Source organism: Streptomyces sp. NPDC032126, from assembly GCF_055580085.1.
The window spans coordinates 219,671-240,315 of the sequence record NZ_JBVIMA010000006.1; the positions used below are offsets into that span (position 1 = coordinate 219,671).

The window sequence follows — 20,645 nt, forward strand, 5'->3', positions numbered from 1 at the left end:
CCGACATGCTGATCCCCCGTAGGGTCAAGCACCGCAAGCAGCACCACCCGAAGCGCCGTGGTCAGGCCAAGGGCGGTACGACGGTCGCGTTCGGCGAGTACGGCATTCAGGCCCTCACGCCGGCGTACGTGACCAACCGCCAGATCGAGGCGGCCCGTATCGCGATGACCCGCCACATCAAGCGTGGTGGCAAGGTCTGGATCAACATCTACCCGGACCGTCCGCTCACGAAGAAGCCGGCCGAGACCCGCATGGGTTCCGGTAAGGGTTCGCCGGAGTGGTGGATCGCGAACGTGCACCCGGGCCGGGTCATGTTCGAGCTGTCCTACCCGAACGAGAAGATTGCGCGTGAGGCCCTCACTCGTGCGGCTCACAAGCTGCCGATGAAGTGCCGCATCGTCAAGCGCGAGGCAGGTGAAGCGTGATGTCGGTCGGTACCAAGGCGTCCGAGCTGCGCGAGCTGGGCAACGAGGAGCTGCTGAACAAGCTCCGCGAGGCCAAGGAAGAGCTGTTCAACCTCCGCTTCCAGGCGGCGACGGGTCAGCTCGAGAACCACGGCCGTCTGAAGGCGGTCCGCAAGGACATCGCGCGGATCTACACCCTGATGCGCGAGCGTGAGCTGGGCATCGAAACGGTGGAGAACGCCTGATGAGCGAGAAGAACGTGACTGAGAACGCAGAGGCGCGCGGCTTCCGCAAGACCCGTGAGGGTCTCGTCGTCAGCGACAAGATGGACAAGACCGTCGTCGTCGCCGTCGAGGACCGCGTCAAGCACGCGCTGTACGGCAAGGTCATCCGCCGTACGAACAAGCTCAAGGCGCACGACGAGCAGAACGTCGCCGGTGTCGGTGACCGCGTCCTCCTCATGGAGACCCGGCCGCTGTCCGCGACGAAGCGCTGGCGCGTCGTCGAGATCCTCGAGAAGGCCAAGTAATTCCTGCGGGGTAACCCGCAGGACAGTTCCGCCAGGCTCGGCAGGGGCTTCACCTCGTAACGAGGCGGCCCCTGCCGGGAACCGGCAGACAAACAGGAGATAGACGTGATCCAGCAGGAGTCGCGACTGCGTGTCGCCGACAACACTGGTGCGAAGGAGATCCTTTGCATCCGTGTGCTCGGTGGCTCCGGTCGCCGCTACGCGGGCATCGGTGACGTCATCGTCGCCACCGTCAAGGACGCGATCCCCGGTGGCAACGTGAAGAAGGGTGACGTCGTCAAGGCGGTCATCGTTCGCACCGTCAAGGAGCGCCGCCGTCCGGACGGCTCGTACATCCGCTTCGACGAGAACGCCGCCGTCATTCTGAAGAACGACGGCGACCCTCGCGGCACCCGCATCTTCGGCCCGGTCGGCCGTGAGCTGCGCGAGAAGAAGTTCATGAAGATCATCTCGCTCGCGCCGGAGGTGCTGTAAGCATGAAGATCAAGAAGGGCGACCTGGTCCAGGTCATCACCGGTAAGGACAAGGGCAAGCAGGGCAAGGTCATTGCCGCTTTCCCGCGCGAGGAGCGTGTCCTGGTCGAGGGTGTCAACCGGGTCAAGAAGCACACCAAGGCCGGTCCCACCGCCAGCGGTTCGCAGGCCGGCGGCATCGTCACGACCGAGGCGCCGATCCACGTCTCCAACGTCCAGCTGGTCGTTGAGAAGGACGGCAACAAGGTTGTCACGCGTGTCGGTTACCGCTTCGACGAAGAGGGCAACAAGATCCGCGTTGCCAAGCGGACGGGTGAGGACATCTGATGGCTACCACCACCACTCCGCGTCTCAAGACGAAGTACCGCGAGGAGATCGCGGGCAAGCTGCGTGACGAGTTCCAGTACGAGAACGTCATGCAGGTTCCCGGCCTCGTCAAGATCGTGGTCAACATGGGTGTCGGCGACGCCGCCCGTGACTCGAAGCTGATCGAGGGCGCGATCCGCGACCTGACCCAGATCACCGGTCAGAAGCCGGCCGTCACCAAGGCCCGCAAGTCCATCGCGCAGTTCAAGCTGCGTGAGGGCCAGCCGATCGGTGCTCACGTCACGCTCCGTGGCGACCGCATGTGGGAGTTCCTGGACCGCACCCTGTCGCTCGCGCTGCCGCGCATCCGCGACTTCCGCGGCCTGTCCCCCAAGCAGTTCGACGGCCGTGGCAACTACACCTTCGGTCTCACGGAGCAGGTCATGTTCCACGAGATCGACCAGGACAAGATCGACCGCACCCGGGGTATGGACATCACCGTGGTGACCACGGCGACCAACGACGCTGAGGGCCGTGCGCTCCTTCGTCACCTCGGCTTCCCCTTCAAGGAGGCGTGAGCGAGATGGCGAAGAAGGCTCTGATCGCTAAGGCTGCTCGCAAGCCCAAGTTCGGTGTGCGTGGCTACACCCGCTGCCAGCGCTGCGGCCGTCCGCACTCCGTGTACCGCAAGTTCGGCCTGTGCCGCGTGTGCCTTCGTGAGATGGCTCACCGTGGCGAGCTGCCGGGCGTGACCAAGAGCTCCTGGTAGTCCCCGCTTTTTAGGGATTCCAGAGGCTCTCGGTAAGCACTGGGCGTGTCAGGCGCCCTCCCTTCCATGGCTTAGGCTTGGAGGGTTGGGCGCCTGACGGTCGCCCGTACGACTTACTACGCCGTAGGTCCACCGCGCCGCACCCGTCCCGTCTCGGATCGGGGAGAGGGATGGCGCACCAGGAAACCCCGGCGAGAGAGGCCGAAGGCCAATTCATGACCATGACTGATCCGATCGCAGACATGCTGACGCGTCTGCGGAACGCGAACTCGGCGTACCACGACTCTGTGACGATGCCGGCGTCCAAGATCAAGTCTCACATCGCGGAGATCCTCCAGCAGGAGGGCTTCATCACGGGCTGGAAGGTCGAGGACGCCGAGGTCGGCAAGAACCTCGTCCTGGAGCTGAAGTTCGGCCCCAACCGTGAGCGCTCCATCGCGGGCATCAAGCGCATCTCCAAGCCCGGTCTCCGGGTGTACGCGAAGTCCACCAACCTGCCGAAGGTGCTCGGCGGCCTGGGCGTGGCGATCATCTCCACGTCGCACGGGCTCCTCACCGACAAGCAGGCCGGCAAGAAGGGCGTGGGTGGGGAAGTCCTCGCCTACGTCTGGTAGCAGAAGGGAACGGAGGAAACAGCTATGTCGCGCATCGGCAAGCTCCCCATCGCGGTTCCCGCCGGCGTGGACGTCACCATCGACGGCCGCACGGTCAAGGTCAAGGGCCCCAAGGGCGAGCTGACCCACACCGTTGCTGCTCCGATCGACATCGCCAAGGGCGAGGACGGCACTCTTGAGGTGACCCGCCCCAACGACGAGCGTCAGAGCAAGGCCCTGCACGGCCTGTCCCGCACGCTGGTGGCGAACATGATCACCGGCGTGACCCAGGGTTACGTGAAGAAGCTCGAGATCAGCGGTGTCGGTTACCGCGTGACCGCCAAGGGCTCGAACCTCGAGTTCGCGCTCGGTTACAGCCACCCGATCACCGTCGAGGCCCCCGAGGGCATCTCCTTCAAGGTGGAGACCCCGACCCGCTTCCAGGTCGAGGGCATCGACAAGCAGAAGGTCGGCGAGGTTGCGGCCAACATCCGCAAGCTGCGCAAGCCCGACCCGTACAAGGCCAAGGGCGTCAAGTACGAGGGCGAAGTCATCCGCCGCAAGGTCGGAAAGGCGGGTAAGTAAGCCATGGCATACGGGCAGAAGATCCTGAAGGGCGACGCCTACAAGCGCGCCGCGATCAAGCGCCGTCACATCCGGATCCGCAAGCGGATCGCCGGTACGGCGGAGCGTCCCCGTCTGGTCGTGACCCGCTCCAACCGCCACATCGTGGCGCAGGTGATCGACGACCTGAAGGGCCACACCCTGGCTTCGGCGTCCACGCTGGACACGTCGATCCGCGGTGGCGAGGGCGACAAGTCCGCGCAGGCCAAGCAGGTCGGCGCCCTGGTCGCCGAGCGTGCCAAGGCCGCCGGTGTCGAGGCCGTCGTGTTCGACCGTGGTGGCAACCAGTACGCCGGGCGCATCGCCGCCCTGGCGGACGCCGCCCGCGAGGCCGGGCTCAAGTTCTGAGCCGCTTGTAGCTAGCGGAAAGAGAGAGGTAATCCAATGGCTGGACCCCAGCGCCGCGGTGGCGGTGCCGGTGGCGGCGAGCGGCGGGACCGGAAGGGCCGTGACGGCGGCGCAGCTGCCGCCGAGAAGACCGCGTACGTTGAGCGCGTCGTCGCGATCAACCGCGTCGCCAAGGTTGTGAAGGGTGGTCGTCGCTTCAGCTTCACCGCGCTGGTCGTGGTGGGCGACGGTGACGGCACCGTGGGTGTCGGTTACGGCAAGGCCAAGGAGGTGCCGGCCGCCATCGCCAAGGGCGTTGAGGAGGCCAAGAAGCACTTCTTCAAGGTCCCCCGTATCCAGGGCACCATCCCGCACCCGATCCAGGGTGAGAAGGCTGCCGGCGTCGTGCTGCTCAAGCCCGCGTCCCCCGGTACCGGTGTTATCGCCGGTGGTCCGGTGCGCGCCGTGCTCGAGTGCGCCGGTATCCACGACGTGCTGTCGAAGTCGCTCGGCTCCGACAACGCGATCAACATCGTGCACGCGACCGTGGAGGCCCTGAAGGGCCTGCAGCGTCCCGAGGAGATCGCGGCTCGCCGTGGTCTGCCCCTCGAGGACGTCGCTCCCGCGGCTCTGCTTCGTGCGCGTGCCGGGGCGGGTGCGTAATCGTGGCGCAGCTCAAGATCACGCAGACGAAGTCCTACATCGGCAGCAAGCAGAACCACCGTGACACCCTGCGTTCCCTGGGCCTCAAGCGCCTGGGTGACGTGGTCGTCAAGGAGGACCGCCCCGAGTTCCGCGGCATGGTGCACACCGTCCGCCACCTCGTGACGGTCGAGGAGGTCGACTGATCATGGCGGAGCAGAACCCGCTGAAGATCCACAACCTCCGTCCGGCCCCCGGCGCCAAGACCGCCAAGACCCGTGTTGGTCGTGGTGAGGCGTCGAAGGGTAAGACGGCCGGTCGTGGTACGAAGGGTACGAAGGCCCGTTACCAGGTTCCGGAGCGCTTCGAGGGTGGCCAGATGCCGCTCCACATGCGCCTTCCGAAGCTGAAGGGCTTCAAGAACCCGTTCAAGACCGAGTTCCAGGTCGTGAACCTCGACAAGCTGGCCGCGCTCTACCCCGAGGGTGGCGAGGTCACCGTCGAGGGTCTGGTGGCCAAGGGTGCCGTTCGCAAGAACAGCCTCGTCAAGGTCCTCGGCCAGGGCGAGATCTCCGTGGCGCTGCAGGTGACGGTCGACGCCGTCTCCGGCTCCGCCAAGGAGAAGATCACCGCCGCCGGCGGTACGGTCACCGAGCTCGTCTGAGTCACTCGGACGTGTCGTTGACATGAGCGATCCCGACCGGGGATGCCCTACAAATGGGGCATCCCCGGTTGGTCGTTCCTAGGGGGGCAGTGTCGCCGGTAAGGTGGCCTGCACTGTTCTTTTTCTGTATCCGTCGAACCTCAAGACCGTCACCCTTGACGCGCATGCGCGGGGGTCGCAGGAGGCACCGTGCTCACCGCGTTCGCCCGGGCGTTCAGGACGCCCGACCTGCGCAAGAAGCTGCTCTTCACGCTCGGCATCATCGTGGTCTACCGGGTCGGTACCCACATCCCGATCCCGGGCGTCGACTACAAGTCCGTCCAGCAGTGCGTGGACGAGGCGTCCGGCAACCAGGGCCTCTTCGGTCTGGTCAATATGTTCAGCGGCGGTGCGCTGCTCCAGATCACGATTTTCGCGCTGGGCATCATGCCGTACATCACGGCGAGCATCATCCTCCAGCTGCTGACCGTGGTCATTCCGCGCCTGGAAGCCCTCAAGAAGGAGGGCCAGGCCGGTACCGCGAAGATCACGCAGTACACCCGTTATCTCACGGTGGCGCTCGCCATCCTGCAGGGCACCGGCCTGGTGGCCACCGCGCGCAGCGGCGCCCTCTTCTCCGGGTGCACGGTCGCGTCGAACATCGTGGACGACCGGTCCATCTTCACGACCATCACCATGGTCATCACCATGACCGCGGGTACGGCCGTCGTCATGTGGCTCGGTGAGCTGATCACCGACCGCGGCATCGGCAACGGCATGTCGATCCTGATGTTCATCTCGATCGCCGCGACCTTCCCGTCCGCGCTGTGGGCCATCAAGAAGCAGGGCGACCTGGCCGACGGCTGGATCGAGTTCGGCACGGTCATCGCGGTCGGCCTCGTCATGGTCGGTCTGGTCGTCTTCGTCGAGCAGGCCCAGCGCCGCATCCCCGTGCAGTACGCCAAGCGCATGATCGGCCGCCGTTCCTACGGCGGTACGTCGACGTACATCCCGCTCAAGGTGAACCAGGCCGGTGTGATCCCGGTCATCTTCGCCTCGTCGCTGCTCTACATCCCGGCGCTGATCGCGCAGTTCTCCAACAGTGACTCCGGTTGGAAGCGCTGGGTCCAGGCCAACCTGGTCAAGGGTGACCACCCGATCTACATCAGCCTCTACTTCTTGCTGATCGTTTTCTTCGCGTTCTTCTATGTGGCGATCTCCTTCAACCCCGAGGAAGTCGCCGACAACATGAAGAAGTATGGTGGCTTCATCCCGGGCATCCGGGCTGGCCGACCGACCGCTGAGTACCTCTCGTACGTGCTCAACCGGATCACCTGGCCGGGTTCGCTGTACTTGGGTCTGATTGCTCTCGTGCCGACGATGGCGTTGGTTGGTTTCGGGGCGAACCAGAACTTCCCCTTCGGCGGGACCAGCATCCTGATCATCGTGGGTGTGGGTCTTGAGACGGTGAAGCAGATCGAGAGCCAGCTCCAGCAGCGCAATTACGAAGGGTTCCTCCGCTGATGCGAATCGTCCTCGTCGGGCCGCCGGGTGCCGGAAAGGGCACGCAGGCCACGCGCCTTGCCGAGAAGCTGCGCGTACCGCACATCTCCACCGGTGACCTGTTCCGCGCCAACATCAGCCAGCAGACGGAGCTCGGGAAGCTCGCGAAGTCCTACATGGACGCCGGCAACCTCGTCCCCGACGAGGTGACCATCGCGATGGCCAAGGACCGCATGGAGCAGCCCGACGCGGAGAACGGGTTCCTCCTGGACGGCTTCCCGCGGAACGTCTCGCAGGCCGAGGCGCTGGACGAGCTGCTCAAGACCGAGGGCATCAAGCTGGACGCGGTGCTGGACCTGGAGGCCCCCGAGGAGGAGGTCGTCAAGCGGATCGCCGGCCGGCGCATCTGCCGCAACGACTCGTCCCACGTCTTCCACGTCTCGTACAAGAAGCCGGCGAAGGACGGCGTCTGCGATGTGTGCGGCGGCGAGCTGTACCAGCGCGACGACGACTCCGAGGAGACCGTCCGCACGCGGCTGGAGGTCTACCACACGCAGACCGAGCCGATCATCGACTACTACAAGGCCCAGGGCCTGGTGGTGACCATCGACTCCATGGGCCCCGTGGACGAGGTCACCGGCCGGGCGCTGGCCGCGCTCAAGCGCGACGACCAGTAGCCGCTGTTCCCGGTACGGCCGTGGCGTCCCCCAGGACTCCACGGCCGTACTGTTGTGTACGTAACCCACCGACCTGAGTGACGGAGAGCGCAGGCCCCCCATGGTGCAGATCAAGAGCCCCGAGCAGATCGCGAAAATGCGTGCGGCGGGGCTGGTCGTCGCCGCCATCCACGCCGCCACACGAGAGGCGGCCGTGCCGGGGGCGAGCACCAAGGACCTCGACGAGGTCGCCCGGAAGGTGCTCGCCGAGCACGGGGCGAAGTCGAACTTCCTCGGGTACGGCGGCTTCCCCGCGACGATCTGCACCTCGGTGAACGACGTGGTGGTGCACGGCATCCCGTCCGAGGACGTCGTCCTGAAGGACGGCGACATCATCTCCATCGACTGCGGCGCGATCGTCGACGGCTGGCACGGCGACGCCGCGTACACGGCCTTCGTCGGCTCCGGTCACTCCCCGGAGCTGATCGAACTCTCCCGGGTGACCGAGGAGTCGATGTGGGCGGGCATCGCGGCGATGCGGCTGGGCAACCGGCTGGTCGACATCTCCCGTGCCATCGAGACGTACATCCGCCGCCAGCCGAAGCCCGGCGGCGGCCGCTACGGCATCATCGAGGACTACGGCGGCCACGGCATCGGCACCGAGATGCACATGGACCCGCACCTGCTGAACTACGTCGAGAAGCGGCGCGGCAAGGGCCCCAAGCTGGTCCCCGGCTTCTGCCTGGCCATCGAGCCGATGGTCTCCCTGGGCACCCCGAAGACGGAGGTGCTCTCGGACGACTGGACGGTCATCACCACGGACGGCACCTGGTCGTCGCACTGGGAACACTCTGTCGCCCTGACCGCGGACGGCCCCCTGGTCCTCACGGCCCCGGATGGTGGCAAGGCCAAGCTGGCCGAGTACGGCGTCGTCGCTGCGCCCGATCCGCTGGCGTAACGATCTCCCGGGCGGGGCAGACTGCCTCGATTCGTCTTTCCGGGTGCGCTGACGTAGACTGACTCGTCGGCTCTTGTGCACCCGCATGCCTGCATGCTTACAAACGGTGCACAGCTGAGTCGATCAAGGTAGTCGATTCGAAGGGCGAAGCGTGGCCAAGAAGCAAGGTGCCATCGAGATCGAGGGCACTGTCGTCGAGTCTCTGCCGAACGCCATGTTCAAGGTCGAGCTCCAGAACGGCCACCAGGTCCTGGCACACATCAGCGGCAAGATGCGCATGCACTACATCCGCATCCTCCCTGACGACCGGGTCGTGGTGGAGCTGTCTCCGTACGACCTGACGCGTGGCCGGATCGTCTACCGGTACAAGTAGATCTTGCCCAGGCCCCGAGCGCTCTCCCGCGCCCGGGGTGGCCGGCAACTGACCCGGAGAACCTCACATCCCATGAAGGTCAAGCCGAGCGTCAAGAAGATCTGCGACAAGTGCAGGGTGATCCGCCGTCACGGCCGGGTCATGATCATCTGCGAGAACCCGCGCCACAAGCAGCGCCAGGGCTGATCGCACACGGATCACACCCTCTGCATCGACATCGCAGAGACTTCGCGCGACGCGAGCTGAATATGTTCATACGCAGAGCCCAGGCGGGGATTTTCTTTTGCCTGACACCCCCGGTTCGGAGGCCGGGGACCCAGTTCGTACCTGGTACGGCGGCTGGGAGCTGGTTCTGCGGAAGACCTCCGAAGATCACCAGGAGCCATTGAATGGCACGCGTTTCCGGTGTTGACATCCCGCGCGACAAGCGCGTGGAGGTCGCCCTCACCTACGTGTTCGGCATCGGCCGGACCCTTTCGCAGCAGACGCTGGCTGCTACCGGCGTTGACCCGAACACCCGCGTTCGCGACCTCTCCGAGGAGCAGCTCGTCGCGATCCGCGAGTACGTGGACAACAACATCAAGACCGAGGGTGACCTCCGTCGCGAGATCCAGGCCGACATCCGCCGCAAGGTCGAGATCGGCTGCTACCAGGGTCTGCGTCACCGCCGTGGCCTGCCCGTCCGCGGTCAGCGCACCAGCACCAACGCCCGCACCCGCAAGGGCCCGCGTCGCGCCATCGCCGGCAAGAAGAAGCCGGGCAAGAAGTAGTCCACAGCGGACTTCGCCGTCCAGCGGTCTTCGCTGTAGGACCGACCACCTCCCGTAGGAGTACAGATGCCCCCCAAGGGTCGTCAGGGCGCTGCCAAGAAGGTGCGCCGCAAGGAAAAGAAGAACGTCGCGCACGGCCAGGCGCACATCAAGAGCACGTTCAACAACACGATCGTGTCCATCACGGACCCGAGCGGCAACGTGATCTCGTGGGCCTCCGCCGGCCACGTCGGCTTCAAGGGCTCCCGCAAGTCCACGCCGTTCGCCGCGCAGATGGCCGCCGAGTCGGCTGCCCGCCGCGCCCAGGAGCACGGCATGCGCAAGGTCGACGTGTTCGTCAAGGGCCCGGGTGCCGGTCGTGAGACCGCGATCCGTTCCCTCCAGGCCACGGGCCTCGAGGTCGGCTCCATCCAGGACGTCACCCCGACCCCGCACAACGGCTGCCGTCCGCCGAAGCGTCGTCGCGTCTGACGCACAGGCCCACGGCGGCTCGGCTTCCGGCTGGGGGTGTGGGGGTTATCCCCCACATGTCGCAGTACGGCTGCCGTCCGCCGAAGCGTCGTCGCGTCTGACGCGCGGTCGTCTTGAGGATTCGGGCGGTACGGCCCCGTAAAAGGGCCGTATCGCCCGTACCCTTGCAGTACCCGCACTTTTCACCGGGTGCGGTTTCCGTCGGGCGTCAAATAGCGGGCGTCCACGAAAGAAGGATCTGATCCACACATGCTGATCGCTCAGCGTCCCTCGTTGACCGAAGAGGTCGTCGACGAGTTCCGCTCCCGGTTCGTGATCGAGCCGCTGGAGCCGGGCTTCGGCTACACCCTCGGCAACTCCCTCCGCCGCACCCTCCTGTCGTCGATCCCCGGCGCTGCTGTCACCAGCATCCGCATCGACGGCGTCCTGCACGAGTTCACCACCGTGCCGGGCGTCAAGGAGGACGTCACCGACCTGATCCTCAACATCAAGCAGCTGGTCGTGTCGTCCGAGCACGACGAGCCCGTGGTGATGTACCTGCGCAAGCAGGGTCCGGGTCTGGTCACCGCCGCCGACATCGCGCCCCCGGCCGGTGTCGAGGTGCACAACCCCGACCTCGTCCTCGCCACGCTCAACGGCAAGGGCAAGCTGGAGATGGAGCTCACGGTCGAGCGTGGCCGCGGTTACGTCTCCGCCGTGCAGAACAAGCAGGTGGGCCAGGAGATCGGCCGTATCCCGGTCGACTCCATCTACAGCCCCGTGCTGAAGGTCACGTACAAGGTCGAGGCCACGCGTGTCGAGCAGCGGACCGACTTCGACAAGCTGATCGTCGACGTCGAGACGAAGCAGGCCATGCGGCCGCGTGACGCCATGGCGTCCGCCGGTAAGACCCTGGTCGAGCTGTTCGGTCTCGCCCGCGAGCTGAACATCGACGCCGAGGGCATCGACATGGGCCCGTCCCCCACGGACGCCGCCCTGGCCGCCGACCTCGCGCTGCCGATCGAGGAGCTGGAGCTCACGGTCCGCTCCTACAACTGCCTCAAGCGTGAGGGCATCCACTCCGTGGGTGAGCTCGTCGCTCGCTCCGAGGCCGACCTCCTGGACATCCGCAACTTCGGTGCGAAGTCCATCGACGAGGTCAAGGCGAAGCTGGCCGGCATGGGCCTGGCCCTGAAGGACAGCCCGCCCGGATTCGACCCCACGGCCGCCGCGGACGCCTTCGGCGCGGACGACGACGCGGACGCGGGTTTCGTGGAGACCGAGCAGTACTGATCAGTACTTGATCGGTCGATGCCGGTGAGCATCCGCTCATCGGGTTCCTGACCCCGGTACCTGACACGGCCGGGGCAGACACACAGGAGAAAGAAATGCCGAAGCCCACCAAGGGTGCCCGTCTGGGCGGCAGTGCCGCGCACGAGAAGCTGCTCCTCGCGAACCTCGCGAAGTCGCTCTTCGAGCACGGCCGTATCACCACCACCGAGGCGAAGGCCCGCCGTCTGCGGCCGTACGCCGAGCGTCTGATCACCAAGGCGAAGAAGGGCGACCTTCACAACCGCCGTCAGGTGCTCCAGGTCATCACGGACAAGGGCGTCGTCCACACGCTCTTCACCGAGATCGGCCCGCGGTACGAGAACCGTCCGGGTGGCTACACCCGTATCACCAAGATCGGTAACCGCCGTGGCGACAACGCGCCCATGGCTGTCATCGAGCTGGTCGAGGCGCTGACGGTCGCGCAGCAGGCGACCGGTGAGGCCGAGGCCGCGACGAAGCGCGCCGCCAAGGACGCCGAGGTCGCCGAGACCAAGGTCGAGGAGACCGAGGAGGCGTAAGGCCTTCCACAGTGGGCCCGCTCCTTTTCAGGAGCGGGCTCGCTTTTTTGTACCTGAGAGGATCCCCCCGTGAGCGATGAAGCAGCAGCCGGTTACGTACGCGTCCGTCTCGACCTGTCCTATGACGGCACCGCCTTCCACGGCTGGGCCAAGCAGGCCGGGGGCAAGCGGACCGTGCAGGGGGAGATCGAGGACGCGCTGCGGACCGTGACCCGGTCGCGGGAGACCTATGAGCTGACCGTGGCGGGGCGGACCGACGCCGGGGTGCACGCGCGCGGGCAGGTGGCCCATGTCGATCTGCCGGAGGCGGTCTGGCGTGAGCACCACGAGAAGCTGCTGAAGCGGCTCGCCGGCCGCCTGCCGAGGGATGTGCGGGTGTGGGCCCTGCGGGAGGCTCCCAGCGGCTTCAACGCCCGGTTCTCGGCGATCTGGCGGCGGTACGCCTACCGGGTCACCGACAATCCCGGGGGAGTGGACCCGCTGCTGCGGGGCCATGTGCTGTGGCACGACTGGCCGCTCGACGTCGACGCCATGAACGAGGCCGCGCGGGCGCTGCTCGGGGAGCACGACTTCGCCGCGTACTGCAAGAAGCGGGAGGGTGCGACGACCATCCGGACCCTGCAGGAGCTGAGCCTCGTCAAGGGGGACGACGGGATCATCACGGCGACGGTGCGGGCGGACGCGTTCTGCCACAACATGGTGCGCTCGCTGATCGGGGCGCTGCTGTTCGTGGGGGACGGGCACCGGCCCGCCGACTGGCCCGGGAAGGTGCTGGCCGCGGGCGTCAGGGACTCCGCCGTGCATGTCGTACGGCCGCACGGGCTCACCCTGGAGGAGGTCGGCTACCCGGCCGACGAGCTGCTCGCCGCCCGGAGCAGGGAGGCCCGCAACAAGCGGACGCTCCCCGTCTCCGGATGCTGCTGATCAGCCGTTGGCGGCCGCCGACGCCTGGGTCTCGCCGCGGCGGCGGAGCTGCTGGAACGTGAACTCGGCGAGATCGTCGCCGGTGGTGAAGACCTTGGTGTCCTTGGTCGTCACGTCCTTGGCGTTGGTGAAGCCGGTGAGTGTGAAGTAGGCGTAGCGGCCGTAGGAGTTCGTCGTCGAGCGGCAGATCGCCGCGTTGCAGAACGCGGGGACGCCCTTGCCGGGCAGTGCCTTGACGATGCTCTTCTTGTCGGACGCGGCCTTGGCCTTCAGGGCCTGCGCCTCGGTGTCGAAGACGGCCACGCCGACCGTCACCGCGACGCCGTCCTTGACGTATGTGACGCGCATCAGACGGGTGCAGCCGCCCGCGGCGAGGGCCTTGGGCAGGGTGCCCTGGGCGCCGGTCGCGCAGCTGGTGCTGTCGGCGGTCGCGGCCTTCTTGTAGACGTTGTTGCCCATGGTCAGCTGGGTGCCCGGGAACATGAGGTCCGGGCTGTTGGGCGCCGTGTCCTTGGCCTTGCTGGAGACGAACTCCTTCGGGTCCAGCGGCGGCGGCGCGCTGGTCGGCGCGAAGGAGACGGTGCCGGAGGCGCTCGGCAGCTCGCCGCCGGCGGGCAGCGAGGACGTCGGCCGGTTGGCCTTGCCGTCGTCGTTCGCCGAGACGACGCCCATGGCGACGGCGGCCCCGACGCCGACCACGGCGAGCGCGCCGCCGACGATGAAGAGCAGCTTGCGTCGCTTGTTGCGGGTCTCGGACGCCTCGGCGAGCGCCGCCCAGTCCGGGGTCTGGTCGGACCCGGCGCTCCACGGCTCCTGCTGCGAGTGCGGTTTCCAGGGATCCCACTGGGACTGAGATCCGCCCTGCCCAAAGCTCATGGGGCGCATCTTAGACGGGGGGCGGGGGGTGCTGGAGCGCGTCGGTCGGCATGCCTTGTTTGTCCGTCGCGATGTGGGGGAAGGACCTCGTTTTGACCCGTCCGGGGCTGCGCTAGTACGCTTGCGGTTTGTTATGCGTATCGGCTGGGTCGTTCTCACGCGAGTAGCCCTTACGTAGGTTCCCTGGAGCAGTTACCAGTGGGCGGCATACGGGCAGCGTTCCCGGCATATTTGTCGTCCCCAGCTGCACGATCGCTTCAGTGATGCCATGTGTCAGCACCCATCCCTGAAGAAGAAGGCTGCGAAGTGCGTACGTACAGCCCTAAGCCCGGCGATGTCACTCGCCAGTGGCACGTCATTGACGCTCAGGACGTCGTCCTGGGTCGTCTCGCCACCACCGCTGCGTCCCTCCTGCGGGGCAAGCACAAGCCGATCTACGCCCCTCACGTCGACACCGGTGACTTCGTCATCATCATCAACGCCGACAAGGTGCACCTGTCCGGCAACAAGCGGACCCAGAAGATGGCGTACCGCCACTCCGGTTACCCGGGTGGTCTGCGTTCCGTCCGCTACGACGACCTTCTCGCGAACAACCCCGAGAAGGCCGTGGAGAAGGCCGTCAAGGGCATGCTCCCCAAGAACTCCCTGGGCCGTCAGATGCTCTCGAAGCTGAAGGTCTACTCGGGCGACCAGCACCCGCACGCTGCCCAGCAGCCGGTGCCGTTCGAGATCACCCAGGTCGCGCAGTAAGTCCGGCCACCCCCTAAGACTGAACAGAATCTGAGGAGCATCGTGGCCGAGACCACTGCCGAGCAGCCGCTCGAAGAGCTTGACATCGACAGCTACACCACCGAGTCCGAGGTTCCGGTGGAGGGTGAGTACACCTCCGAGTCCCTCGCCTCGCGTTTCGGTGAGCCCCAGCCGGCCGCCGGCCTGGGCCGCCGCAAGAACGCCATCGCCCGCGTCCGGATCGTCCCGGGCACCGGCAAGTGGAAGATCAACGGTCGCACCCTTGAGGACTACTTCCCCAACAAGGTGCACCAGCAGGAAGTCAACGAGCCCTTCAAGGTCCTGGAGCTCGAGGGTCGTTACGACGTCATCGCCCGCATCGCCGGTGGCGGTGTCTCCGGCCAGGCCGGTGCGCTCCGTCTCGGTGTCGCCCGCGCGCTGAACGAGGCCGACGTCGACAACAACCGCGGCCCGCTGAAGAAGGCCGGCTTCCTGCGCCGCGACGACCGTGCGGTCGAGCGCAAGAAGGCCGGTCTGAAGAAGGCCCGCAAGGCCCCGCAGTACAGCAAGCGTTAAGCTTCGCTGCCTGCTCGTACGTGTTCCGGACCCGGTGGGTCCGTTCGTACTCCGAACGCCCCGGCGGCACGCCACTGTGCCGTCGGGGCGTTCGTTTATCGCACCCTTCGGGCGTATAACGACACAAGGCGCTCAAAGGCTTGTGTGATCGGATGTTCAGGCATGCAATGCCTGCGAGTGACACTTCCTCAGGAGGACACGTGGGACGACTCTTCGGGACGGACGGCGTACGCGGCGTCGCCAACGCGGATCTGACGGCCGAGATGGCGCTCGGCCTGTCCGTCGCGGCGGCACACGTGCTGGCCGAGGCGGGCACCTTCGCGGGCCACCGGCCGACCGCGGTGGTCGGACGGGATCCGCGCGCGTCCGGGGAGTTCCTGGAGGCGGCGGTCGTCGCCGGCCTCGCGAGCGCCGGTGTCGACGTGCTGCGGGTCGGTGTGCTGCCGACGCCGGCCGTCGCCTACCTGACGGGCGTCCTGGGGGCCGACCTCGGTGTCATGCTCTCCGCCAGCCACAACGCCATGCCCGACAACGGGATCAAGTTCTTCGCCCGCGGCGGCCACAAGCTCGCCGACGAGCTGGAGGACCGGATCGAGGGCGTGTACGACGCGCACCGGCACGGTGAGCCGTGGGAGCGGCCGACCGGCGCGGGCGTGGGCCGGGTGCGGTCGTACGACGAGGGGTTCGACCGGTATGTCGCCCATCTGATCGGCGTCCTGCCGAACCGGCTCGACGGGCTGAAGATCGTCCTCGACGAGGCGCACGGGGCCGCGGCCCGCGTCTCCCCGGAGGCGTTCTCGCGGGCCGGCGCCGAGGTCATCACGATCGGGGCCGAGCCGGACGGGCTCAACATCAACGACGGGTGCGGATCGACGCACCTGGGTCAGCTGAAGGCGGCCGTCGTCGAGCACGGCGCGGACTTCGGTATCGCGCACGACGGTGACGCGGACCGGTGCCTCGCCGTGGACCACACCGGTGAGGAGGTCGACGGCGACCAGATCCTCGCGGTGCTCGCGCTCGCGATGCGGGAGCGGGGGGCGCTGCGGGCGGACACCGTTGTCGCCACCGTCATGTCCAACCTCGGGTTCAAGCTGGCGCTGGAGCGGGAGGGGCTGACGCTCGTCCAGACCGCGGTGGGGGACCGGTATGTGCTGGAGGAGATGAAGCAGCACGGCTTCGCCCTCGGCGGCGAGCAGTCCGGGCACGTGATCATCCTCGATCACGCGACCACCGGTGACGGGACGCTGACCGGGCTCATGCTCGCCGCGCGGGTCGCGCAGAGCGGGAAGTCCCTGCGCGAGCTGGCCGGGGTGATGGAGCGGCTGCCCCAGGTGCTGATCAATGTGCCGGACGTGGACAAGTCGCGGGTCTCCACCTCCGCCGAGCTGGCCGCGGCGGTCACCGAGGCGGAGCGGGAGCTGGGGGCGACCGGGCGGGTCCTGCTGCGGCCTTCCGGGACCGAGCCGCTGGTGCGGGTGATGGTCGAGGCGGCGGACATCGACCAGGCTCGCTCCGTGGCGGGTCGGCTTGCCGACGCTGTGAAGTCGGCGCTGGGTTAAGCCGGGTAGTAGGGGGGAACTGCGCTGGGCGGGCCGCGGGTTCGTGGTGGCTCGTCGCGCAGTTCCCCGCGCCCCTAGGCGCGTCGGCGTTGCCGGCGCCTCTAGGGGCGCTGTCGTTGCCGGGTCCAGAAGTACTGCTGGGTGAGCAGTGTCAGGACTCCTGCCAAGACGATGCCCAGGAGGTTCAGCAGGAGTTGTTCCGTTGAGCCCCAGGTCTGCTTCATGTCGCCGTAGCTGAGGGCCACCGCCGCGTTCGCCGCTGCCGGGACCGTGGTGACGGAGATCGCGACGCCCACCAGTGCGCCCGATTTCGCCGACGTCAGGGAGAGGACTCCCGCCGCTCCCGCCAGGACCGCCACGATGAAGCTGAAGGCGTCCGGGGCGTAGACGAAGCCCGTCTGGGGGCGGGCGGCGTTCAGTTTCTCCCTGGTGAACAGGTCCAGGGCGTCCATGAAGAGGCTGAAGACGACCGTCGCGGCCATGGCGACGGCGAAGCCCAGCAGCAGGGCGATCAGGGAGCGCAGCGCCAGCCGGGGGGCCCGGCGGACGATCGCCGTGGACAGGCCCGCGAGGGGGCCGAACTCGGGGCCGACCGCCATCGCGCCCACGATCAGGATCGCGTTGTCCAGCACCACACCGCAGGCCGCGATCATCGTCGCCAGCGTGATGAAGGCGACGTAGGTCACCGAGAGCGTCGACTCCTCGTGGGTCGCGTCGGTGAGGTGCTCCCACAGGACCGCGTCCGCGCCCTCGCCGGGGGCCTCCGCCTCGGCCTTGTCCGCCCGCAGGGACAGGGAGAGGTCGATGTTCTCCACGGCGATGGAGCCGGTGCGGTCCAGGCCGAGTTCCTGGAGGCCGGTCAGGAGGCCGTCGCTGGCCTCGCGGGCCACGTCGCACAGCACGACGTCGCCGGCCGGGTTGCGGGCGGCGCCCGGCAGCACCACCAGGTGCGTGGTGCCGACCGTTCTCTCGATCAGGCGGACCGCGTCGTCGGTCCGGTCCGCCGGCGTGATCAGGCGCAGATGCAGCATGGCGCCTTTTTAACAGGCCGTCTTTTCAACGGGCCGTTTTTTTCAACGGTCATGGCATCACAGCTTGCGCAGGCGCAGGCGCTGCACCTTGTGGTCCGGGCCCTTGCGCAGTACGAGGGTGGCCCGGCCCCGGGTGGGGGCGATGTTCTCCACCAGGTTGGGCTTGTTGATGGTGCGCCACTGGGACCGGGCGTAGTCGAGGGCTTCGTCCTCCGAGACCTGGGTCCACTTGCGGAAGTACGAGGACGGGTCCTGGAAGGCCGTCTGGCGCAGCTTCTTGAAGCGGTTGAGGTACCAGGTCTCCACGTCGTCGGCGGCCGCGTCGACGTACACGCTGAAGTCGAAGTAGTCGGCGAGGCCGACGCGGGTGCGGCCGTCCTTGCCGGGCAGGGCGGGCTGGAGGACGTTCAGGCCCTCGACGATCAGGATGTCGGGGCGGCGGACCACGAGCTTCTCGCCCGGGACGATGTCGTAGATCAGGTGGGAGTAGACGGGCGCGGTGACCTCGTCCTTGCCGGCCTTGATGTCGGCGACGAAGCGGGTGAGGGCGCGGCGGTCGTACGACTCGGGGAAGCCCTTCCTCGACATCAGGCCGCGGGCCTGGAGCTCCTTGGTGGGCAGGAGGAAGCCGTCCGTGGTGACCCGTTCCACGCGCGGGTGCTCCGGCCAGCGGGACAGGAGCGCCTGGAGGAGGCGGGCGACCGTCGACTTTCCGCAGGCCACCGAGCCGGCGATGCCTATGACGAAGGGGGTGCCGGACTGGGAGCCCTGTTCGCCGAGGAAGGTGTTCAGCGCCCCTCTGAGCCCGTCCGTGGCGCCGACGTAGAGGTTGAGGAGGCGGGAGAGCGGGAGGTAGATGTCCCGCACCTCGTCGAGGTCGATGACGTCGCCGAGGCCGCGCAGCCGTTCGACCTCCTCGGCGGTCAGCGGCAGCGGCGTCTTGTCGCGCAGGGCGCTCCACTCGGCACGGGTGAGGTCGACGTAGGGAGTCGCCTCCGGCTTGTGCCGGTGGGCGCTCCGGGGCATCGAGGAGACCGGTGAGATCACATTCCATTGTTAACGGAGTTTGAACGGGACGGTGGGTGGGGTGCATCACGCCGTCGGGCGAGGCGGGCGGCCGGCGTCCCGAAGTGGCGTGATGATTTCCGGAATCGGGCACGCGGAGGGGGGTTCGCGGGGTCGATCGACCGTAGGCTGCCGGGCATGTGCGGAATCGTGGGATACGTGGGGCCGCAGTCGGCCCTCGATGTCGTCATGGCGGGACTGAAGCGGCTGGAATACCGGGGCTACGACTCCGGCGGGGTCGCCGTGCTCGCCGATGGAGGGCTCGCCGCCGCCAAGAAGGCGGGCAAGCTCGTCAATCTGGAGAAGGAGCTCCAGGACCGGCCGCTGCCCGCCGGCACCACCGGTATCGGGCACACCCGGTGGGCCACCCACGGCGGCCCCACGGATGCCAACGCGCATCCGCACCTCGACAACGCCGGACGCGTCGCCGTCGTCCACAACGGGATCATCGAGAACTTCGCCGTGCTGCGGGCCGAGCTGGCGGAGCGGGGGCACGAGCTGGCCTCCGAGACGGACACCGAGGTCGTGGCGCATCTGCTGGCGGAGGAGTTCTCCGCGACGGCGGACCTGGCGGAGGCGATGCGGCTGGTGTGCCGGCGGCTGGAGGGCGCGTTCACGCTGGTGGCCGTGCACGCCGACGAGCCCGATGTGGTGGTCGGCGCCCGGCGGAACTCGCCGCTCGTCGTCGGAGTGGGGGAGGGGGAGGCCTTCCTCGCCTCCGACGTCGCCGCCTTCATCGCGCACACCCGGGACGCCGTCGAACTGGGCCAGGACCAGGTCGTCGAGCTGCGCCGGGACGGGGTGACGGTGACCGGCTTCGACGGGCGTCCGGCGGACGTGCGCGCCTACCACGTCGACTGGGACGCCTCCGCCGCGGAGAAGGGCGGCTACGACTACTTCATGCTCAAGGAGATCGCCGAGCAGCCGAAGGCGGTCGCCGACACGTTGCTCGGGCGGATCGACGCGTCCGGCTCGCTCACCCTCGACGAGGTGCGGATCCCGGCCGGTGCGCTGCGCGAGGTCGACAAGGTCGTCATCGTCGCGTGCGGTACGGCCTTCCACGCGGGGCTGATCGCCAAGTACGCCATCGAGCACTGGACGCGGATCCCGTGCGAGGTGGAGCTGGCGAGCGAGTTCCGCTACCGGGACCCGATCCTCGACGCGCGCTCGCTGGTCATCGCGATCTCCCAGTCCGGCGAGACGATGGACACGCTGATGGCCGTGCGGCACGCCCGGGAGCAGGGGTCGAGGGTGCTGGCGATCTGCAACACCAACGGGTCGACCATCCCGCGCGAGTCCGACGCGGTGCTGTACACGCACGCCGGGCCGGAGGTCGCCGTCGCGTCGACGAAGGCGTTCCTGACGCAGCTGGTGGCCTGTTACCTGGTGGCGTTGTATCTGGGGCAGGTGCGGGGCACCAAGTGGGGGGACGAGATCGGCGCCGTCGTCCGGGACCTCGCGCACATCTCCGGGGAGGTCGAGCGGGTGCTGGAGACCATGGAGCCGGTACGGGAGCTGGCGCGGTCCCTCGCCCACAAGAACACGGTCCTCTTCCTCGGCCGGCACGTGGGGTATCCGGTGGCGCTCGAAGGCGCGCTGAAGCTCAAGGAGCTGGCGTACATGCACGCCGAGGGCTTCGCCGCCGGTGAGCTGAAGCACGGCCCGATCGCGCTGATCGAGGAGGACCTGCCGGTGGTGGTCGTGGTCCCCTCGCCGCGCGGCCGGTCGGTGCTGCACGACAAGATCGTGTCCAACATCCAGGAGATCCGGGCGCGGGGGGCGCGGACGATCGTGATCGCGGAGGAGGGCGACGAGGCGGTCGTGCCGTACGCGGACCACCTGATCCGCATCCCGGCGACCCCGACCCTGCTGCAACCGCTGGTATCGACGGTCCCCCTCCAGGTCTTCGCCTGCGAACTGGCGACGGCCCGGGGGAACGAGGTGGACCAGCCTCGGAACCTGGCGAAGTCGGTGACGGTGGAGTGAGCGACGAGGGGGCCGGGTCTCCGGTCCCC

The 20,645-nt window shown here is 67.6% G+C and carries 30 protein-coding genes; 27 read left to right on the plus strand and 3 right to left on the minus strand.

The window, feature by feature from the left end; translation table 11 throughout:
* Window positions 1–5: 5 nt before the first annotated feature.
* From rplP to truA, 23 genes are all read left to right on the plus strand, one after another.
* Window positions 6–425: a 50S ribosomal protein L16 gene (gene rplP / locus ACZ5NW_RS23420; RefSeq protein ID WP_004927269.1), complete on the plus strand. Its 420-nt coding sequence runs from the start codon at window positions 6–8 to the stop codon at window positions 423–425.
* Window positions 425–649 carry a 50S ribosomal protein L29 gene (rpmC, locus tag ACZ5NW_RS23425; RefSeq protein ID WP_073792872.1) on the plus strand — a complete coding sequence of 75 codons (225 nt, stop codon included), beginning with the start codon at window positions 425–427 and terminating at the stop codon, window positions 647–649. Before rplP ends, rpmC begins: the two co-directional genes overlap by 1 nt.
* Entirely contained in the window at window positions 649–933 is a 285-nt protein-coding gene (gene rpsQ, locus ACZ5NW_RS23430; RefSeq protein WP_468745831.1) for a 30S ribosomal protein S17, read from the plus strand. The genes rpmC and rpsQ overlap by 1 nt, the downstream gene beginning before the upstream one ends.
* 105 nt (window positions 934–1,038) lie before the next feature.
* Complete coding sequence (gene rplN, locus ACZ5NW_RS23435; protein WP_003998823.1) at window positions 1,039–1,407, plus strand: 50S ribosomal protein L14; 369 nt, start codon at window positions 1,039–1,041, stop codon at window positions 1,405–1,407.
* 2 nt (window positions 1,408–1,409) lie between these two features.
* Window positions 1,410–1,733, plus strand: coding sequence for a 50S ribosomal protein L24 (gene rplX / locus ACZ5NW_RS23440; protein ID WP_468745832.1), 324 nt, complete (start codon window positions 1,410–1,412; stop codon window positions 1,731–1,733).
* Complete coding sequence (gene rplE, locus ACZ5NW_RS23445; protein ID WP_468745833.1) at window positions 1,733–2,290, plus strand: 50S ribosomal protein L5; 558 nt, start codon at window positions 1,733–1,735, stop codon at window positions 2,288–2,290. Before rplX ends, rplE begins: the two co-directional genes overlap by 1 nt.
* Window positions 2,291–2,295: 5 nt before the next feature.
* Complete coding sequence (locus ACZ5NW_RS23450; protein WP_003948630.1) at window positions 2,296–2,481, plus strand: type Z 30S ribosomal protein S14; 186 nt, start codon at window positions 2,296–2,298, stop codon at window positions 2,479–2,481.
* 215 nt (window positions 2,482–2,696) lie between these two features.
* The gene (gene rpsH, locus ACZ5NW_RS23455) at window positions 2,697–3,095 is read left to right on the plus strand and encodes a 30S ribosomal protein S8 (RefSeq protein WP_007384075.1); all 399 of its coding nucleotides are present in this window, start codon (window positions 2,697–2,699) and stop codon (window positions 3,093–3,095) included.
* A 24-nt stretch (window positions 3,096–3,119) separates the two neighbouring features.
* On the plus strand, window positions 3,120–3,659 hold the full coding sequence (gene rplF, locus ACZ5NW_RS23460) for a 50S ribosomal protein L6 (RefSeq protein ID WP_468745834.1): 540 nt from the start codon (window positions 3,120–3,122) through the stop codon (window positions 3,657–3,659).
* A 3-nt stretch (window positions 3,660–3,662) separates the two neighbouring features.
* Window positions 3,663–4,046 (plus strand): 50S ribosomal protein L18, encoded by a 384-nt coding sequence (gene rplR, locus ACZ5NW_RS23465; RefSeq protein ID WP_030174556.1) that lies wholly within the window; start codon window positions 3,663–3,665, stop codon window positions 4,044–4,046.
* A gap of 36 nt (window positions 4,047–4,082) precedes the next feature.
* A complete protein-coding gene (rpsE, locus tag ACZ5NW_RS23470; RefSeq protein ID WP_009190144.1) occupies window positions 4,083–4,688 on the plus strand; it encodes a 30S ribosomal protein S5 in 606 nt (201 codons plus the stop codon).
* Window positions 4,689–4,690: 2 nt separating this feature from the next.
* Window positions 4,691–4,873, plus strand: coding sequence for a 50S ribosomal protein L30 (gene rpmD / locus ACZ5NW_RS23475; protein WP_009190145.1), 183 nt, complete (start codon window positions 4,691–4,693; stop codon window positions 4,871–4,873).
* Between the two features lie 2 nt (window positions 4,874–4,875).
* On the plus strand, window positions 4,876–5,331 hold the full coding sequence (gene rplO, locus ACZ5NW_RS23480) for a 50S ribosomal protein L15 (protein ID WP_023547373.1): 456 nt from the start codon (window positions 4,876–4,878) through the stop codon (window positions 5,329–5,331).
* 189 nt (window positions 5,332–5,520) lie between these two features.
* A complete protein-coding gene (gene secY / locus ACZ5NW_RS23485) occupies window positions 5,521–6,834 on the plus strand; it encodes a preprotein translocase subunit SecY (RefSeq protein ID WP_468745835.1) in 1,314 nt (437 codons plus the stop codon).
* The gene (locus ACZ5NW_RS23490; RefSeq protein WP_468745836.1) at window positions 6,834–7,490 is read left to right on the plus strand and encodes an adenylate kinase; all 657 of its coding nucleotides are present in this window, start codon (window positions 6,834–6,836) and stop codon (window positions 7,488–7,490) included. Before secY ends, ACZ5NW_RS23490 begins: the two co-directional genes overlap by 1 nt.
* Window positions 7,491–7,590: 100 nt before the next feature.
* Entirely contained in the window at window positions 7,591–8,427 is an 837-nt protein-coding gene (gene map, locus ACZ5NW_RS23495) for a type I methionyl aminopeptidase (RefSeq protein WP_468745837.1), read from the plus strand.
* Between the two features lie 151 nt (window positions 8,428–8,578).
* On the plus strand, window positions 8,579–8,800 hold the full coding sequence (gene infA / locus ACZ5NW_RS23500; RefSeq protein WP_003948620.1) for a translation initiation factor IF-1: 222 nt from the start codon (window positions 8,579–8,581) through the stop codon (window positions 8,798–8,800).
* Between the two features lie 72 nt (window positions 8,801–8,872).
* A complete protein-coding gene (gene rpmJ / locus ACZ5NW_RS23505; RefSeq protein ID WP_004984509.1) occupies window positions 8,873–8,986 on the plus strand; it encodes a 50S ribosomal protein L36 in 114 nt (37 codons plus the stop codon).
* Window positions 8,987–9,189: 203 nt separating this feature from the next.
* Window positions 9,190–9,570 carry a 30S ribosomal protein S13 gene (gene rpsM, locus ACZ5NW_RS23510; protein ID WP_468745838.1) on the plus strand — a complete coding sequence of 127 codons (381 nt, stop codon included), beginning with the start codon at window positions 9,190–9,192 and terminating at the stop codon, window positions 9,568–9,570.
* Between the two features lie 66 nt (window positions 9,571–9,636).
* Window positions 9,637–10,041: a 30S ribosomal protein S11 gene (rpsK, locus tag ACZ5NW_RS23515; protein WP_055718826.1), complete on the plus strand. Its 405-nt coding sequence runs from the start codon at window positions 9,637–9,639 to the stop codon at window positions 10,039–10,041.
* A 249-nt stretch (window positions 10,042–10,290) separates the two neighbouring features.
* Window positions 10,291–11,313 (plus strand): DNA-directed RNA polymerase subunit alpha, encoded by a 1,023-nt coding sequence (locus ACZ5NW_RS23520; RefSeq protein WP_003966937.1) that lies wholly within the window; start codon window positions 10,291–10,293, stop codon window positions 11,311–11,313.
* Window positions 11,314–11,408: 95 nt separating this feature from the next.
* Complete coding sequence (gene rplQ, locus ACZ5NW_RS23525; protein ID WP_468745839.1) at window positions 11,409–11,870, plus strand: 50S ribosomal protein L17; 462 nt, start codon at window positions 11,409–11,411, stop codon at window positions 11,868–11,870.
* A gap of 69 nt (window positions 11,871–11,939) precedes the next feature.
* Window positions 11,940–12,794 carry a tRNA pseudouridine(38-40) synthase TruA gene (truA, locus tag ACZ5NW_RS23530; RefSeq protein WP_468745840.1) on the plus strand — a complete coding sequence of 285 codons (855 nt, stop codon included), beginning with the start codon at window positions 11,940–11,942 and terminating at the stop codon, window positions 12,792–12,794.
* On the opposite strand, the gene ACZ5NW_RS23535 is transcribed toward truA, so the two are convergent.
* Window positions 12,795–13,670: a hypothetical protein gene (locus tag ACZ5NW_RS23535; protein ID WP_468745841.1), complete on the minus strand. Its 876-nt coding sequence runs from the start codon at window positions 13,668–13,670 to the stop codon at window positions 12,795–12,797.
* A gap of 306 nt (window positions 13,671–13,976) precedes the next feature.
* On the opposite strand from ACZ5NW_RS23535, the gene rplM reads away from it, so the two are divergent.
* The 3 genes from rplM (at window position 13,977) to glmM (ending at window position 16,534) form a co-directional block, all read left to right on the plus strand.
* A complete protein-coding gene (gene rplM, locus ACZ5NW_RS23540) occupies window positions 13,977–14,420 on the plus strand; it encodes a 50S ribosomal protein L13 (protein WP_468745842.1) in 444 nt (147 codons plus the stop codon).
* 42 nt (window positions 14,421–14,462) lie between these two features.
* Window positions 14,463–14,975 carry a 30S ribosomal protein S9 gene (gene rpsI / locus ACZ5NW_RS23545; protein WP_003998795.1) on the plus strand — a complete coding sequence of 171 codons (513 nt, stop codon included), beginning with the start codon at window positions 14,463–14,465 and terminating at the stop codon, window positions 14,973–14,975.
* Between the two features lie 200 nt (window positions 14,976–15,175).
* Entirely contained in the window at window positions 15,176–16,534 is a 1,359-nt protein-coding gene (gene glmM / locus ACZ5NW_RS23550) for a phosphoglucosamine mutase (protein WP_468745843.1), read from the plus strand.
* Window positions 16,535–16,635: 101 nt separating this feature from the next.
* On the opposite strand, the gene ACZ5NW_RS23555 is transcribed toward glmM, so the two are convergent.
* Together ACZ5NW_RS23555 and coaA are read right to left on the minus strand one after the other, a co-directional pair.
* Window positions 16,636–17,565, minus strand: coding sequence for a DUF389 domain-containing protein (locus tag ACZ5NW_RS23555; RefSeq protein WP_468745844.1), 930 nt, complete (start codon window positions 17,563–17,565; stop codon window positions 16,636–16,638).
* Window positions 17,566–17,622: 57 nt separating this feature from the next.
* Window positions 17,623–18,591 carry a type I pantothenate kinase gene (gene coaA, locus ACZ5NW_RS23560; protein WP_468746166.1) on the minus strand — a complete coding sequence of 323 codons (969 nt, stop codon included), beginning with the start codon at window positions 18,589–18,591 and terminating at the stop codon, window positions 17,623–17,625.
* Window positions 18,592–18,768: 177 nt separating this feature from the next.
* Here coaA and glmS point away from each other — a divergent pair, with 177 nt between their 5' ends.
* Entirely contained in the window at window positions 18,769–20,616 is a 1,848-nt protein-coding gene (gene glmS, locus ACZ5NW_RS23565; protein WP_468745845.1) for a glutamine--fructose-6-phosphate transaminase (isomerizing), read from the plus strand.
* The last annotated feature ends 29 nt before the right edge of the window (window positions 20,617–20,645 follow it).

Bases quoted from the DNA above. Each gene is read 5' to 3' on its own strand.
- rplP (WP_004927269.1), top strand. From the start codon at position 6: ATGCTGATCCCCCGTAGGGTCAAGCACCGCAAGCAGCACCACCCGAAG.
- rpmC (WP_073792872.1), top strand. From the start codon at position 425: ATGTCGGTCGGTACCAAGGCGTCCGAGCTGCGCGAGCTGGGCAACGAG.
- rpsQ (WP_468745831.1), top strand. From the start codon at position 649: ATGAGCGAGAAGAACGTGACTGAGAACGCAGAGGCGCGCGGCTTCCGC.
- rplX (WP_468745832.1), top strand. From the start codon at position 1,410: ATGAAGATCAAGAAGGGCGACCTGGTCCAGGTCATCACCGGTAAGGAC.
- rplE (WP_468745833.1), top strand. From the start codon at position 1,733: ATGGCTACCACCACCACTCCGCGTCTCAAGACGAAGTACCGCGAGGAG.
- ACZ5NW_RS23450 (WP_003948630.1), top strand. From the start codon at position 2,296: ATGGCGAAGAAGGCTCTGATCGCTAAGGCTGCTCGCAAGCCCAAGTTC.
- rpsH (WP_007384075.1), top strand. From the start codon at position 2,697: ATGACCATGACTGATCCGATCGCAGACATGCTGACGCGTCTGCGGAAC.
- rplF (WP_468745834.1), top strand. From the start codon at position 3,120: ATGTCGCGCATCGGCAAGCTCCCCATCGCGGTTCCCGCCGGCGTGGAC.
- rplR (WP_030174556.1), top strand. From the start codon at position 3,663: ATGGCATACGGGCAGAAGATCCTGAAGGGCGACGCCTACAAGCGCGCC.
- rpsE (WP_009190144.1), top strand. From the start codon at position 4,083: ATGGCTGGACCCCAGCGCCGCGGTGGCGGTGCCGGTGGCGGCGAGCGG.
- rplO (WP_023547373.1), top strand. From the start codon at position 4,876: ATGGCGGAGCAGAACCCGCTGAAGATCCACAACCTCCGTCCGGCCCCC.
- ACZ5NW_RS23490 (WP_468745836.1), top strand. From the start codon at position 6,834: ATGCGAATCGTCCTCGTCGGGCCGCCGGGTGCCGGAAAGGGCACGCAG.
- map (WP_468745837.1), top strand. From the start codon at position 7,591: ATGGTGCAGATCAAGAGCCCCGAGCAGATCGCGAAAATGCGTGCGGCG.
- rpmJ (WP_004984509.1), top strand. From the start codon at position 8,873: ATGAAGGTCAAGCCGAGCGTCAAGAAGATCTGCGACAAGTGCAGGGTG.
- rpsM (WP_468745838.1), top strand. From the start codon at position 9,190: ATGGCACGCGTTTCCGGTGTTGACATCCCGCGCGACAAGCGCGTGGAG.
- rpsK (WP_055718826.1), top strand. From the start codon at position 9,637: ATGCCCCCCAAGGGTCGTCAGGGCGCTGCCAAGAAGGTGCGCCGCAAG.
- ACZ5NW_RS23520 (WP_003966937.1), top strand. From the start codon at position 10,291: ATGCTGATCGCTCAGCGTCCCTCGTTGACCGAAGAGGTCGTCGACGAG.
- rplQ (WP_468745839.1), top strand. From the start codon at position 11,409: ATGCCGAAGCCCACCAAGGGTGCCCGTCTGGGCGGCAGTGCCGCGCAC.
- ACZ5NW_RS23535 (WP_468745841.1), bottom strand. From the start codon at position 13,670: ATGAGCTTTGGGCAGGGCGGATCTCAGTCCCAGTGGGATCCCTGGAAA.
- ACZ5NW_RS23555 (WP_468745844.1), bottom strand. From the start codon at position 17,565: ATGCTGCATCTGCGCCTGATCACGCCGGCGGACCGGACCGACGACGCG.
- coaA (WP_468746166.1), bottom strand. From the start codon at position 18,591: ATGCCCCGGAGCGCCCACCGGCACAAGCCGGAGGCGACTCCCTACGTC.
- glmS (WP_468745845.1), top strand. From the start codon at position 18,769: ATGTGCGGAATCGTGGGATACGTGGGGCCGCAGTCGGCCCTCGATGTC.